A 12,492-nucleotide genomic window follows, 5' to 3' on the forward strand; every position below is an offset into this window, starting at 1 on the left:
AGTGCGGGGTCGTTGAAGAAGACAGCGTCGTCAAGGGTCAGCCTTTCACCGCGCCCGTCAGCAGGCCGCGGGCAATGAACTTCTGCAGGAACAGCGTCATCACGACCACCGGCACGATCATCAGCAGGATCAGCACGCTCATCGTCCACCACTGCGGGCCGCGCGTCGCGTTCTGCGCCGCCACCAGCAGCGGCATGGTCTGCGCGTTCGCGGTCGACAGGAACAGCGCGAGCAGGTACTCGTTCCAGCTCAGGATCAGCACCAGCAGCGTCGTCGCGACCAGCCCCGGCCGGGCCAGCGGCAGCATCAGATCGAACAGGATGCGGTAGCGCGACGCGCCGTCCAGCGCCGCGCTCTCCTCCAGCTCGCGCGGGATGCCGTCGAAGAAGTCGACCATCAGCCAGACGACGATCGGCAGGTTGGCGGTCATGTAGGTCACGATCAGCGCGAACTGCGTGTCCAGCAGGTGCACCTGCTGGAACATCACGTAGATCGGAATCGCCGACACCACCGGCGGCAGGATGCGCTGCGAGATCATCCAGAACAGGATGTCGTCGTTGCCGAGCCGCGCGGTGATGCGCCGCTGCAGCGGCCGCAGCCCGAGCACGAACAGCATCGCGGCCAGCGGCAGCGCCCCGCCGAGCGACAGCCCCGCCCCGAGCACCAGCGCGACCACCGCCGCGACGCTCGCGATGAACAGCAGCACCGCGGCGACGCTGGGCCGGTAGGTGATGCGCGTCAGCGCATACGCCGCCATCGAGCCGATCGCGACCGCCAGCAGCGTCGACAGGCTCGCGATCAGCATCGAGTTCAGGTACGGCCGCAACGTGTCGCGTCCGGTCTCGACCAGGATGTACTTCCACGCATGCAGCGAGGGCTGGAAGTCGATGAAGGGCAGGAACACCGGCCCGTCGGACACCTGCAGCGGCTCCTTGAACGAGGTGACCAGCACCCAGTACAGCGGGAAGAACACGACGAAGGTCCACGCGAGCAGCGCGCCGTAGACCAGCACGCGCGGCAGCGGCGCGAGCTCGCCCAGGCGCTCCGATTCGAACAGGCGCTTCATGCCGCCTGCTCCCCGCGCGCCGGCCGCACGACGAAGTGGAAGAAGCTCACCGCCATCAGCGTCGACACGAACAACAGCAGGTAGGCCACCGCCGCCGAGCCGCCCAGGTTCAGCGAGCGCCAGTCGATGAAGGCATGCAGCGTCATGCTCTCGGTCGCGATGCCCGGGCCGCCGTTGGTCAGCACGTTCGGCAGGTCGACGATCTTGAAGGCCTCGATCACGCGGATCAGCACGACGGCCGCGGCGGTCGGCGCAATGGCCGGCCAGGTGATGTCGCGGAAGATGCGCCACGACGGCGCGCCGTCGAGTTGCGCCGCTTCGAGCTGGTCGCGCGGCTGGCCCTCGATCGCGGCCAGCAGCACGATGAAGATGAACGGCACCCACTGCCAGGTGTCGCCGATCAGCACGACCCAGCGCGCCGACCAGGCGTTCTGCGCCCAGGTCATCGCACCCAGGCCGAGCACGCGGGCGATGGGTGCGAACGGGCCGACGCTCATGTCGGCCAGCATGCGGAACATGTAGGCGATGCCGACCGGCGTGACCATCAGCGGCAGGAAGAACGACAGCCGGAACAGCGTGCGGCCGCGGATCGGCTGCGCGCACAGCAGCGCGAGGCCGAGCCCGAGCACGAACTGCAGCGCGACGCCACCGGCCACATAGAACAGCGTCGTCAGCAGCGAACCCTGCTGGCCGTTCGCGGTGCCGGCGGCCGTCAGCGCGACCAGCAGCCAGACGCTGCCGGCGAGTTGGCGGCCGACGAGGCCGCTCAGGCCGGCGCGGGCGCCCAGCAGGCGCGCCGTCACCGCGGCCGCGATGAACAGCACGAAGCCGAGCAGCAGCCACGCGAACCACGGCCAGTCCGCCGCATCGCGCATCGCCTGTGCTGCCGATGCGAACGGACCCAGCGGCGCCAGCATCACCGCCACCAGCGCGCAGGCCAGGGCCAGCGCTGCCGCCGCGGCATGCGGAGCCGGCTGCGCCGCATCGGCAAAGCCGGCGCGCCGCCGCAGGCTGCGCAGCACGGCCCAGGCGAGCAGCACGAAGGCGAGGATGAGCCCCGTCCATGTGCCCGCCGACATCTCGCCCGCCGTGCCGAGCAGGTGGAACTGCTGCGAGCCGGCGATCAGCTTGCGGTAGTTCAGCGCGCCGACGAAGCTCAGCTCGTAGCCGCCGGATTGCAGCGAGAAGCGGGTCAGCGAGAGCCAGGCCGAGGCGAGCAGCGGGAAGATCGAGAACAGCAGGATGACGGTGACGGCCGGCCCGATGAAGACCGTCCCCGCCTGCCGGTCCAGCCAGTCGCTGAACTGCGCCTTCGTCACTTGGCGCCGATGCTCGCCTTGTAGGCCGCCTGCTGCTTCGCCTTGCCCAGCTCGTCGTTCAACTCGTTCCACGTGTCCTCGATGTTCTTCATCGTGCCCTTCACGTCCAGCTCGCCGGCCAGGAAGCGCGCCATCGCGGTGTCCAGCGCGACCTGCTGGTAGCGCTGGTTGAACGGGATGCGCAGGTCCAGCACCATGTTCGGCGAGTTCAGCGAATCCTGGATCGCGGTCAGGTAGTCCTTGGCCGCCTTGTCCGACATGCCGGCCTTCTTCCACGGGCCCATGTCCTTGAACTGGCTCTGGCGGTACGGGTTGAAGCCGGTCGCGCCGACCGTCACGTCGACGTTCGATTGCTCCGGCTGCGACATGTACGAGAACAGCGCGTAGGCCGCATCCTTGGCCTGCGGCTTCGCCTTCGCGTTGATCGCACCCGACCAGCCGCCGAAGGCCGCGAACGGCGCGCGGTTCACGCCGTTCACCGCATGCGGGCAGCGCGTCGCGTCGCAGGCCGCCAGCTTGCCGCTCGCGCGGTCGAGCACCTTGCTCGTGCCGGGCAGCATCAGCGCGCCGACCTTGTCGACCACCTTCGAGGCCTTCGGGTCGACCGCCAGCGGGCCGATGTCGCCCCAGTCGACGGTCAGCGCGCAGCCGCCGCTGACGAACAGCGTGCGGGTGTCGCCGACATCCATGTTGATCTCGTTCGGCGGGCCGTACTTGCCGGTCTCCTTGTAGATCTCCAGCGCCCGCGCGAAGGCCTCGTTGTTGACCAGCGGCTTCATCGTCGCCGGGTCGAAGAACGCGCCTTCGCTGGTGCCCTTGGCCTGCAGGAAGGCGCCGGCCACCGAGGTGATCATCCAGAACGACTGCGCGCCGCGCTTCTTCGCGATGCACGAGCCGACGATCGGCTTGCCGTCGCCGAAATCCTTGCCGTGCGCGGCCTTCGCGATGTCGAGGTACTCGTCCCAGGTCTGCGGCGGCTTCTTGCCGAGCTTGGCCAGCACGTCGCTGCGGTAGTAGGCGATGTGGAAGTCGCCGTCCAGCGTCACCGTGTAGGTCTTGCCGCCGTACTTCTGCGAGAACTCGCGGAAGAACGGCGCGACGTCGTCCTCGCGCAGCTTGGCGTCGGCCTTCACGCGCGGGCTCAGGTCCTCGAGGAAGCCGACGTAGTCGGGCATCCACTGCGGCGCGAGGATCGCGGCATCGATCGAGTTGGTGCCGGTCGACCAATCGGTCAGCAGCTTCTGGTACAGGTCCGAGTACGGCACCGTGATCACGTTGACCTTGGCGCCGGTGGCGGCCTCGAACTCCTTGCCGCGGCGCTGCAGCGGCTCGGCGATCTGCGGGCCGGTGAAGGTCATCACGTTCAGCGTGACGCCGGCGTATTGCTTGGTCTGCGCCTGCGCGCCGGGCATGCCGATGGCAGCGGCGCAGGCGAGCGTCGCCCAGAGAGGAATCGATCTGCGGTTCATGGTGTCTCCATCCTTGTTGTGTTTCACAGCGGGGTCACTCAGTCCAGCCGGTAGAAGCGCTCGGCATTGCCAGCCCACACCGCATGGCGATCGTCGGCATCCAGCGGTGCCAGCACCTGCTCGGTCGCCGCGACCCAGTCGGCATAGCGGCCGGCCAGCGTCAGCACCGGCCAGTCGCTGCCCCAGATCACGCGGCGCGGGCCGAACAGTTCCAGCACGGTCTCCATGTACGGGCGCAGCGTCGCGGCGCTCCAGCCGGCACCCGCTTCGGTGGCCAGGCCGGACAGCTTGCAGTGCATGGCCGGCAACTGCGCCAGGGCCTGCAGGCCGCGTCGCCAGGCGCTGAAGGCACCGCGTGCGATGTCGGGCTTCGCGGCATGGTCGATCACGATCGGCAGCGCCGGGTGCCGCTGCGCAAAGGCCAGCAGGTGCGGCAAGTGGGGCGGCTTCACCAGCGCGTCGAAGCGCAGGCCGTGGCGCACGAGTGCGCCCACCGCGGCATCGATGGGCGCGTTGGCGATCCAGGCCGGGTCGGGCAGGTCCTGCAGCATCGGCCGCACGCCCTTCAGCAAGCGGTTGGCGGCGAGTGCCTCGATGGCCGGTACCGCGTCGCCGCGTGTCAGGTCGACCCAGCCGACGACGCCGCGCACCACGTCGTGCGTTGCGGCCAGGTGCAGCAGCCACTGCGTCTCGGCGAGCGTCGGCGCGGCCTGCACGAGCACGGTGCCGCGCACGTCGTGAGCGGCCAGCAGCGGCTGCAGATCGGTGGGCGCGAAGTCGCGGTACAGCGGCGTCAGCTCCGGCCGCTCTGTCGGATTCAACCAGCCATAGTCGTCGCGCTCGATCGACCAGAAATGCTGGTGCGCATCGATGCGGTACGTCATCGATCCGCTCCCGGCACCGGCGCGTCGGCATCGATCAGCCCCTGCTCGCGCAGCGCGCTCCACAGCGCGGCCGGAATCGGCTGCGTCATCCAGCGCACGATGCCGTTCAGCTCGTCCGCATTGCGCGGCCCCGGCACGCACGACACCACCGCCGGGTGGCCGAGCGGAAACTGCAACGCCGCCGCCGCGAGCGGCACCTCGAAGCCGTCGCACACCGCCTGCAGGCGGGCGACGCGCCCGAGCACCTCGGGCGGTGCCGCCGCGTAGTTGAACTTCAGCGTGCTGCTCGGCCGGCGCAGCCCGGCCGCGAGGATGCCGGAGTTGAACGGCCCGCCGACGATGATGCCGACGCCGCGCTCCACGCAGCGCGCGAGGAAGGGGTCGAGCGACTGCTGCTCCAGCAGCGTGTAGCGGCCGGCCAGCAGCGTGCAGTCGAGGTCGACGTGCTCCATCGTGTCGCGCACGATCTCCCATTCGTTGACGCCGAGCCCGATCGCGCCGATCAGGCCTTCGCGGCGCAGCGTTTCCATCTCGCGCAGCCCGCCGCCGCTGGTGAGCTGCCGCCAGTGGAACTCGTGGCGCTCGCCGTGCGTCACGCGGCCGATGTCGTGCACCAGCGCGAGGTCGAGGCGGTTGGTGCCCAGGCGCTGCAGGCTGTCCTCGACCGAGCGGCGGATCGCGCCGGCGCTGTAGTCGTACTGCACCTCGAAGGGCAGCGGGTCCTGCCACGCGGTCTCGCCGGCCGGCAAGGCGCGCGGCGGGGCATGCGGCGACAGCGGCTTCAGCAGCCGGCCGACCTTGCTGCTCAGCACCCACTGGTCGCGCGGGTGCTCGCGCAGCGCCTCGCCGAAGCGGCGCTCCGACAGCGTGTAGCCGTAGAACGGCGCGGTGTCGAAGAAGCGGATGCCGGCGGCCCACGCGGCGTCGAAAGCCGCGCGCGACGCGGCCTCGGAGATCACGTCGTACATGTTGCCGAGCGGCGCGCCGCCCATGCCGAGCGTGGTCAGCACGTGGCGGGTGCGCGGGAGCATGCGGGTCGGGAGGGTCGTCATGGTGTGGCCTGTTGCATCGAAGGCATCGCGCGGATCGGCAGGCTGACCGGCAGGCAGCTCGGACCGATCGGCTCGAAGGCCTTGTAGGTGAGGATGAACTCGCGGTGGCCGAGCGATTCGCTGGCCGTCTCGCGGCCGTGGCCGACGTCCTGCACCAGTGCGACGATCTCGGCGCCGACCTCGTCGAGCGTGGCCGCGCCGTGCAGGATGCGGCCGGCGTTGACGTCCATGTCGTCGGCCAGCAGGTCGTAGGTGTCCGGGTTCGCGCACACCTTGATCACCGGCGAGATCGCCGAGCCGACCACCGAGCCGCGGCCGGTCGTGAACAGTGTCAGGTGCGCGCCGCAGGCGATCAGCTCGACGATCTCGGCGTTGTCGGAGATGTTCGGAAAGCCGAAGCGCACCTCGCCGTCGGGCACCACGTCGAGCAGGTACAGGCCGCCGGTGGGCGGGATGTCGCCGGGCTTGATCAGGCCGCTGATCGGCGAATCGCCGCTCTTCGCGTAGGCGCCCAGCGACTTCTCCTCCTGCGTCGTCAGGCCGCCGTCGGCATTGCCGGGCGCGAAGCTGCCGTGGCCGAGCGTCTCGTAGTAGCGCGCCGCCTTCGCGACGCAGCGCACGATCTCGTCGCCGAGTTCGGGTGTCGCGGCACGCCGCTGCATGTGGAACTCGCAGCCGACCAGCTCGCCGGTCTCCTCGAAGATGCAGGCGGCGCCGCGCGCGATCAGCGTGTCGAACGCGCGGCCGACCGCCGGGTTCGCGGTGATGCCGCTGGTGCCGTCGCTGCCGCCGCAGACGGTCGCGACGATGAGTTCATCCCAGCGCATCGGCACGCGCGGTTGCGCGTCGAGTTCGGCGAGCGCCCAGCGCACCCACTCGACGCCCTCGGCCAGCGTCTTGCGCGTGCCGCCGCGCTCCTGGATCGTCAGCGTGTGCACCGGCCGGCCGCTGGCCGCGACCTCGGCCTCCAGGCCGCGCTTGTCGAAGCTCTCGCAGCCGAGCGAGACCAGCAGCACCGCGCCGACGTTCGGGTGCGTCAGCAGGCGGCGCATCATCTTGTCGGCATAGGCGTTCGGGTAGCAGCCGGGGAAGCCGACCAGGTGCACCGGCTCGCCGCGGAAGGTCTGCGTCACCTCGTGCGCGACGAAGTGCGCGCACTCGACCAGGTAGGCCACCGCGACCACGTTGCGGATGCCCTTGCGGCCGTCGGCGCGGGGGAAGCCGGTCAGTTCGGGCAGGGGCTCAGTCATGGGTGGAGAGGACATATTTCGAGCCGTCCTGCAGCGTGTAGGTCGGCAGGTAATCGCTGCCGAGGTTGTCGGTGTGGATGTGCTCGCCGCGCGCGATCGGTCGCTGCACGCTGCCGATCACCGCGCCGTAGCGCAGCACCTTGTCGCCGACCGCCAGCGCCTGCCGCGCCAGCTTGTGCGCCATCGCGACCGGCCGCGGCAGCGTCACCGGCTCGCCGTCGATCAGCAGCGTTTCGCCGGCCGCCAGCGCGCGGCAGGCCACCAGGCAGTTGTCGGCCGGGTTCAGCAGCAGCAGGCGGGGATCGGTGGCGGGCGGGTCGGTGGCAGGGTTCATTCCGGCTTCCTGGGGTCGGCCTGAAAAGGTATAAAGGTCAGACCAATAGACCATTGTTGCGATCGCCAGCGATCCGCGGCAACCGGGTTGACCCTGATGGGAAAATCGACCGATGAGCCACCAGCGACTGCCGCCGATCGAGACCAAGCGCCTGTACCAGCACATCGCCGGCGTGCTGCGCGAGTCGATGGACAGCGGCCGTTTCGGCGTCGGCAGCTACCTGCCGCCGGAGCGCGAGCTGGCCGACCAGCTGGGCGTCAGCCGGGCCTCGGTGCGCGAGGCGCTGATCGCGCTGGAGGTGCAGGGGCGGGTGTCGGTGCGCGTCGGCGCCGGCGTGCAGGTGCTGGATGCGTCGGCGCCGAAGGCCCCGGCGTCCGTCGCCGCGGCGGCCACGTCAGAGGACGAGCCGCCGGTCGGCCCGCTCGAACTGCTGGAGGCGCGGCTGGTGGTCGAGACCGAGACCGCCGCGCTGGCCGCGCGCCACGCGACCGCGCAGGACCTGCAGGGTTTGCAGCGCAGCCTGGACCAGATGGTGCAGGACCATGCCCGCAACCCGATGCTGCACGACGGCGACCGCGCCTTCCACATCGGCATCGCGCGCGCCAGCGGCAATGCGGCGCTGCTGTTCATCGTGACGACGCTGTGGGACCAGCGCTACACGCCGATGCAGGAGCGGATGGAAACGCTGTTCACGACGCCCGGCCTGCATGTCGCCGCGGTCGACGACCACCGGCGCGTGCTGGAGGCCATCGCGGCCCACGACCCGGCGGCGGCCCGGCAGGCGATGCGCCGGCACCTGACGACGGTGCGCAAGACCTTCTCGCGCGCGATCGTCGCGGGCCGCTGAGGACGCGGCCCGAAGGACATCAGGCCGACGGCATCGTCTCCGACCACTGCCGCGGCCGCGACACGCTGAAGTCGGCCGGGTGCGCGCCGTCCATCTGCGTGCGCGGGCGCTGGTCGCTCGGGAGGTCGACCCGCAGCATCACGAAATCCTGTTCGCCTTCGACGATGTTCAGGTCCGGCGCATGGCGCACGCTCGGGTGCAGGTACACCGGGTCGTGGTGCGCCTCGACCAGCGCGACCTCGCCTGTCAGATGCACGAGCTGCTGCGAGCGCGGCTCGACGAACGACAGCGTCAGGTTCGGGTCGAGGTCGATGTCGCGGGCGACCCGGCTGTCGCGCGGGACCATCAGCCACACGTGCGGCGGGCCGTCGCCCGAGGTCATCGAGATCCGCACCCGGGCGGCATGCGGGTCGCCGCTGGCCAGGCGGGTCGTCACCATGCAATGGTGGGCACGCTGCAGCGCGGGCCACACCGACTGGAAGTCCCCGTCGTTGCGGCGGCTGAGGAAAGGCAGGTTCGGAAGGTTCATGACTGCTTGTAGGTATGGGTCGAGCGATTGGATGCAAGACCCTGGGGCAATCGGTGTGCCTGGGCTCAGCTGGCCAGCAGTTCGCCGACCCGCGTGCGCAGCCCGTCCGGCGTCACCTCGCCCGGCGCCAGCGGCACGCCGGCCACCATGCCGACGCGCGAGAACATGCCGCGCCGGAACGGCTTGACCATCGCACCGCCCTGCTCCACCCGCGAGAAGAACGAGCCCCACAGGTTCTGCAGCGCGAGCGGGATCACCGGCACCGGGTGCGTCTCGAGCAGCTTCATCACGCCACCCTTGAACTCGCCGAGCTGGCCGTCCTTGGTGATCGCGCCCTCGGGGAAGATGCACACCAGCTCGCCGTCGGCCAGCACCGCGCGGGCGCGTTCGAAGGCCTGCTCGTAGACCTTGGGATCGTCGCGCTGCGACGCGATCGGGATCGCCTTCGCCAGCTTGAACATCCAGCCCAGCACCGGCAGCTTGAAGATGCGGTGGTCCATGATGAAGGCGATCGGCCGCGGGCTGGCCGCCATCAGCAGCACCGCGTCGACGAAGCTGACGTGGTTGCACACCAGGATCGCCGCGCCCTTCAGCGGGATGTGCTCGTCGCCGCGCACCTTGAAGCGGTAGATGCAGCGGGTGGCGATCAGCGCGATGAAGCGCAGCAGGTACTCCGGCACCACCAGGAAGATGTAGAACGCGACGATCGCGTTCAGCACGCCGACGATCAGGAACACCTGCGGGATCGTGAGCCCGGCCTTCAGCAGCGCGCCGACCAGCACCGCGCTGACGATCATGAACAGCGCGTTCAGGATGTTGTTGGCCGCGATGATGCGGGCGCGGTGGCTGGGCTGCGAGCGCAGCTGGATCATCGCGTACATCGGCACGCTGTACAGGCCGGCGAACAGGCTCAGCAGCGCCAGGTCGGCCATCACGCGCCAGTGCGCGCCGACCGCGACGAAGCCCGCGAGCGACAGCTGCGCTGAATCGGGCAGCCCGCGCGACGCGAAGAACAGGTCGATCGCGAAGATGCTCATGCCGATCGCGCCCAGCGGCACCAGGCCGATCTCGACATGCCGGCGCGACACCACCTCGCACAGCAGCGAGCCGGTGCCGATGCCGATCGAGAACACCACCAGCAGCAGCGAGGCGACCTGCTCGTCGCCGTGCAGCACTTCTTTCGCGAAGGCCGGGAACAGCGACAGGAAGACCGCGCCGAAGAACCACATCCACGAGATGCCCAGCAGCGAACGGAACACCGCGACGTTCTGGTTCGCGAGCTTCAGGTTGCGCCAGGTCTCGGTGACCGGGTTCCAGTTGATCTTCAGCCCCGGGTCGGTCGACGGCGACGGCGGCACGTACTGCGCGGTCAGCCGGCCGAGCAGCGCGATCGCGATGCAGCCGATCGCGACGTAGTGGCGCCCGACCTCGGGGATGCCCACCAGCAGCCCGCCGGCCACCTGGCCGAGCAGGATCGCGACGAAGGTGCCCATCTCGACCATGCCGTTGCCGCCGGTCAGCTCGCGCTCGCCCAGGTGCTGCGGCAGGTAGGCGAACTTCACCGGGCCGAACAGCGTGGAGTGCAGGCCCATCAGGAACACGCAGGCCAGCAGCACCGGCACGTTGGTGACCCAGAAGCCCCAGGCGGCCAGCAGCATGATCGCGATCTCGAGCGACTTGACGAGCTGGATCACGCGCGTCTTGTCGTACTTGTCGGTCAGCTGCCCGCTGGTGGCCGAGAACAGCAGGAAGGGCAGGATGAACAGCGCGCCGATCACCAGGCCGGCGAGCTGCGGCGACAGCCACGACACCTGCACCTTGTAAGTCACCAGCACGGTGAAGGCGAACTTGAACAGGTTGTCGTTGCCGGCGCCGAGGAACTGCGTCCAGAAGAACGGCGCGAAACGGCGCTGGCCGAGCAGTGCGAACTGGTTGGGGTGCGCGTGGGGGTCCACGGTGTCTCCTGGTTGCTGTCTGTTGTTGTCGTGCGGGGCGCCGCCGGGCAATCTACCGCACAACGGTGATGGAACCACCCAGCCCGCTGCGTCCCATCCAGCGAAAGACCGAGTCGACCGTGACGGTTTCGATGCGATCGGTGAATCGCTTCGCGGCGGGGTGGTCGTCGAACGCCACATTGGCCGCCGTCATGCGCGCGCCCAGCCGCTGGAAGGCCGACAGGTGCAGCGTGTCCGGCACATAGCCGTGCTCGCGCAGCCAGGCCTGGGCCTGCGGGCGGGTCGTGATCGACGGCTCCTGCGCCGCCGCGAGCGTCTCGATCGCCCACTGGTTCGACTGCTGGTAGGTCTGCGCCCACGGGTAGGCGACCATGCTGTAGGCCGGCGTGTGCAGCTGGGCGAGGCGCCGGTTGTCGCGCAGCGCCGGCAGCAGCCGGGCCTGGATCTCGGGGCTCGGCACCACCAGGCCGGCCTCATAGTCGTACAGGTCGTCGAGGAAGAACTCGCCGAGGCCCTGGCGGTACACCGCGGCCTTCGCGGTGCCGCACTGGTTCAGCTTGTGCGCGACGCGCCAGGGCGCGCCCGGCGCGTCGCGGTAGGCGATGCCGAAGTGCGAGTAGCGCTGGCCGTACTCGCTCAGGTTCTGGCCGACGCGCGCCACCAGCACCACCTGCGCGCCGCTCGCGTCCAGGCGCTGCGCGGTGTGCTCGGCCAGCGTCATCGCGCGCTCGACGTTGCGGGCCTCGGGCAGCTTGCGCTCGCACGAACGGCCGGCCTGGGCGAGCGGTGCCGCGGCGAGCAACGCGATCGCCAGCACGAGCGCCAGCAGCCCGCGGGCGTTCACAGCGTGACCCGCTCGTTGTAGAGCAGCGCCTTGCCGATCTCGTTCGGGATGAAGGCGATCGCCTGGCCGGCGGCCGACAGCACCCAGCCGGTGCTGATCGCGGCCACCATCACCGTGGTGCCGGCCGCCACCGACATCGCGCCGGCCAGCTGCCCCGACAGGCGCAGGCTGGCGCGCGCGCCGTCGGACGCCCGTTCGAGCACCCAGACCGCGCCGTCGGCCGACGCCTCGACCGCGACGACGCTGAGGACCGCGCCGGCCGACAGGATCATCGCCGGCGCGCTGACCGAGATCGCGATCGGCAGCAGCGACAGCGCGCTGGCGTCCGAGGCGTTCGGCGGGTGGGCGTGCACCGCCGGGGCGCCGCTGGCCAGCAGGGCGGCCGAGAGCAGGCAATGCAAGGCAAATCGCTTCATGGTCGTCTCCGGTGAAGGGTTCAGGGGTTCACTCGGCTTCGCGCATCGAGCGCATGCCGTCGCGGCGGGCTTCGGCCAGTGCCGCCTCGTGGGCGTCGCGCAGCGTCTTGGCCAGCGTGAACACGCTCGAGATCAGGAACAGCCAGCACACGCCCAGGTAGGCCTTCCAGGTCGGGTTGATCTCCATGCGCCACAGGCCCCAGCCGGTCAGCGTCATCGCCAGCGCGAAGCCGCCCCACACCACGAAGCCCCACATCGGCGTGTCGTTCTTGCGCATCTCGTTGTCGCGGATGTACTTGGCCAGCGCGAAGGCGGTCGAGAGGCAGAACACGTAGCCCATCACCATGAAGGCCCGCTGGATGTCCTCGCCGGGCAGGTAGGCGAGGCCGGTCGCGCACAGCGTGGCGGCGGTGCCGAACGAGATCCAGACCTGGGCCTTCCAGGCCGTGGTGTCTTTGCGGATCAGGGTGGGTTGCATGGAGCTCTCGATGGGGTGGTTGAAGACGGAGCGGATGTTCATCTGTCCC

Annotated in this window: 13 protein-coding genes; 1 reads left to right on the plus strand and 12 read right to left on the minus strand. The window is 69.9% G+C overall.

The window, feature by feature from the left end; all coding sequences use genetic code 11:
• Window positions 1-37 precede the first annotated feature (37 nt).
• The 7 genes from BUE42_RS14590 to BUE42_RS14620 are packed head-to-tail and all read right to left on the minus strand — an operon-like array spanning window position 38 to window position 7,374.
• Window positions 38-1,066, minus strand: coding sequence for a carbohydrate ABC transporter permease (locus tag BUE42_RS14590; RefSeq protein ID WP_073465834.1), 1,029 nt, complete (start codon window positions 1,064-1,066; stop codon window positions 38-40).
• The gene (locus BUE42_RS14595) at window positions 1,063-2,385 is read right to left on the minus strand and encodes a carbohydrate ABC transporter permease (protein WP_073465835.1); all 1,323 of its coding nucleotides are present in this window, start codon (window positions 2,383-2,385) and stop codon (window positions 1,063-1,065) included. Before BUE42_RS14595 ends, BUE42_RS14590 begins: the two co-directional genes overlap by 4 nt.
• Entirely contained in the window at window positions 2,382-3,854 is a 1,473-nt protein-coding gene (locus tag BUE42_RS14600) for an ABC transporter substrate-binding protein (protein WP_073465836.1), read from the minus strand. The genes BUE42_RS14595 and BUE42_RS14600 overlap by 4 nt, the downstream gene beginning before the upstream one ends.
• Window positions 3,855-3,892: 38 nt before the next feature.
• On the minus strand, window positions 3,893-4,738 hold the full coding sequence (locus tag BUE42_RS14605; RefSeq protein ID WP_073465837.1) for an amidohydrolase family protein: 846 nt from the start codon (window positions 4,736-4,738) through the stop codon (window positions 3,893-3,895).
• Window positions 4,735-5,790: an aldo/keto reductase gene (locus BUE42_RS14610; RefSeq protein ID WP_073465838.1), complete on the minus strand. Its 1,056-nt coding sequence runs from the start codon at window positions 5,788-5,790 to the stop codon at window positions 4,735-4,737. The genes BUE42_RS14605 and BUE42_RS14610 overlap by 4 nt, the downstream gene beginning before the upstream one ends.
• On the minus strand, window positions 5,787-7,040 hold the full coding sequence (locus BUE42_RS14615) for a UxaA family hydrolase (RefSeq protein ID WP_073465839.1): 1,254 nt from the start codon (window positions 7,038-7,040) through the stop codon (window positions 5,787-5,789). The genes BUE42_RS14610 and BUE42_RS14615 overlap by 4 nt, the downstream gene beginning before the upstream one ends.
• The gene (locus BUE42_RS14620; protein WP_073465840.1) at window positions 7,033-7,374 is read right to left on the minus strand and encodes a UxaA family hydrolase; all 342 of its coding nucleotides are present in this window, start codon (window positions 7,372-7,374) and stop codon (window positions 7,033-7,035) included. Before BUE42_RS14620 ends, BUE42_RS14615 begins: the two co-directional genes overlap by 8 nt.
• Before the next feature lie 112 nt (window positions 7,375-7,486).
• Here BUE42_RS14620 and BUE42_RS14625 point away from each other — a divergent pair, with 112 nt between their 5' ends.
• Entirely contained in the window at window positions 7,487-8,221 is a 735-nt protein-coding gene (locus BUE42_RS14625) for a FadR/GntR family transcriptional regulator (RefSeq protein ID WP_073465841.1), read from the plus strand.
• 19 nt (window positions 8,222-8,240) lie between these two features.
• On the opposite strand, the gene BUE42_RS14630 is transcribed toward BUE42_RS14625, so the two are convergent.
• The 5 genes from BUE42_RS14630 to BUE42_RS14650 form a co-directional block, all read right to left on the minus strand.
• Entirely contained in the window at window positions 8,241-8,750 is a 510-nt protein-coding gene (locus BUE42_RS14630; protein WP_073465842.1) for a pyridoxamine 5'-phosphate oxidase family protein, read from the minus strand.
• Between the two features lie 65 nt (window positions 8,751-8,815).
• Window positions 8,816-10,705 carry an MFS transporter gene (locus BUE42_RS14635; RefSeq protein WP_073465905.1) on the minus strand — a complete coding sequence of 630 codons (1,890 nt, stop codon included), beginning with the start codon at window positions 10,703-10,705 and terminating at the stop codon, window positions 8,816-8,818.
• A 52-nt stretch (window positions 10,706-10,757) separates the two neighbouring features.
• Window positions 10,758-11,549, minus strand: coding sequence for a DUF2145 domain-containing protein (locus BUE42_RS14640; protein WP_235002363.1), 792 nt, complete (start codon window positions 11,547-11,549; stop codon window positions 10,758-10,760).
• Window positions 11,546-11,965, minus strand: a complete 420-nt coding sequence (locus BUE42_RS14645) for a hypothetical protein (protein WP_073465843.1) — start codon at window positions 11,963-11,965, stop codon at window positions 11,546-11,548. The genes BUE42_RS14640 and BUE42_RS14645 overlap by 4 nt, the downstream gene beginning before the upstream one ends.
• A gap of 28 nt (window positions 11,966-11,993) precedes the next feature.
• The gene (locus BUE42_RS14650) at window positions 11,994-12,443 is read right to left on the minus strand and encodes a YiaA/YiaB family inner membrane protein (protein ID WP_073465907.1); all 450 of its coding nucleotides are present in this window, start codon (window positions 12,441-12,443) and stop codon (window positions 11,994-11,996) included.
• Between the last annotated feature and the right edge of the window lie 49 nt (window positions 12,444-12,492).

Origin of the sequence: Rhizobacter sp. OV335, from assembly GCF_900142965.1 — a bacterium.
Taxonomy (GTDB): domain Bacteria; phylum Pseudomonadota; class Gammaproteobacteria; order Burkholderiales; family Burkholderiaceae_C; genus Rhizobacter.

What these genes read in the sequence shown, in the direction of transcription:
- BUE42_RS14615 (WP_073465839.1), bottom strand. Translation starts at nt 7,040, where the DNA reads ATGACTGAGCCCCTGCCCGAACTGACCGGCTTCCCCCGCGCCGACGGC.
- BUE42_RS14590 (WP_073465834.1), bottom strand. Translation starts at nt 1,066, where the DNA reads ATGAAGCGCCTGTTCGAATCGGAGCGCCTGGGCGAGCTCGCGCCGCTG.
- BUE42_RS14605 (WP_073465837.1), bottom strand. Translation starts at nt 4,738, where the DNA reads ATGACGTACCGCATCGATGCGCACCAGCATTTCTGGTCGATCGAGCGC.
- BUE42_RS14630 (WP_073465842.1), bottom strand. Translation starts at nt 8,750, where the DNA reads ATGAACCTTCCGAACCTGCCTTTCCTCAGCCGCCGCAACGACGGGGAC.
- BUE42_RS14610 (WP_073465838.1), bottom strand. Translation starts at nt 5,790, where the DNA reads ATGACGACCCTCCCGACCCGCATGCTCCCGCGCACCCGCCACGTGCTG.
- BUE42_RS14625 (WP_073465841.1), top strand. Translation starts at nt 7,487, where the DNA reads ATGAGCCACCAGCGACTGCCGCCGATCGAGACCAAGCGCCTGTACCAG.
- BUE42_RS14600 (WP_073465836.1), bottom strand. Translation starts at nt 3,854, where the DNA reads ATGAACCGCAGATCGATTCCTCTCTGGGCGACGCTCGCCTGCGCCGCT.
- BUE42_RS14620 (WP_073465840.1), bottom strand. Translation starts at nt 7,374, where the DNA reads ATGAACCCTGCCACCGACCCGCCCGCCACCGATCCCCGCCTGCTGCTG.
- BUE42_RS14645 (WP_073465843.1), bottom strand. Translation starts at nt 11,965, where the DNA reads ATGAAGCGATTTGCCTTGCATTGCCTGCTCTCGGCCGCCCTGCTGGCC.
- BUE42_RS14650 (WP_073465907.1), bottom strand. Translation starts at nt 12,443, where the DNA reads ATGCAACCCACCCTGATCCGCAAAGACACCACGGCCTGGAAGGCCCAG.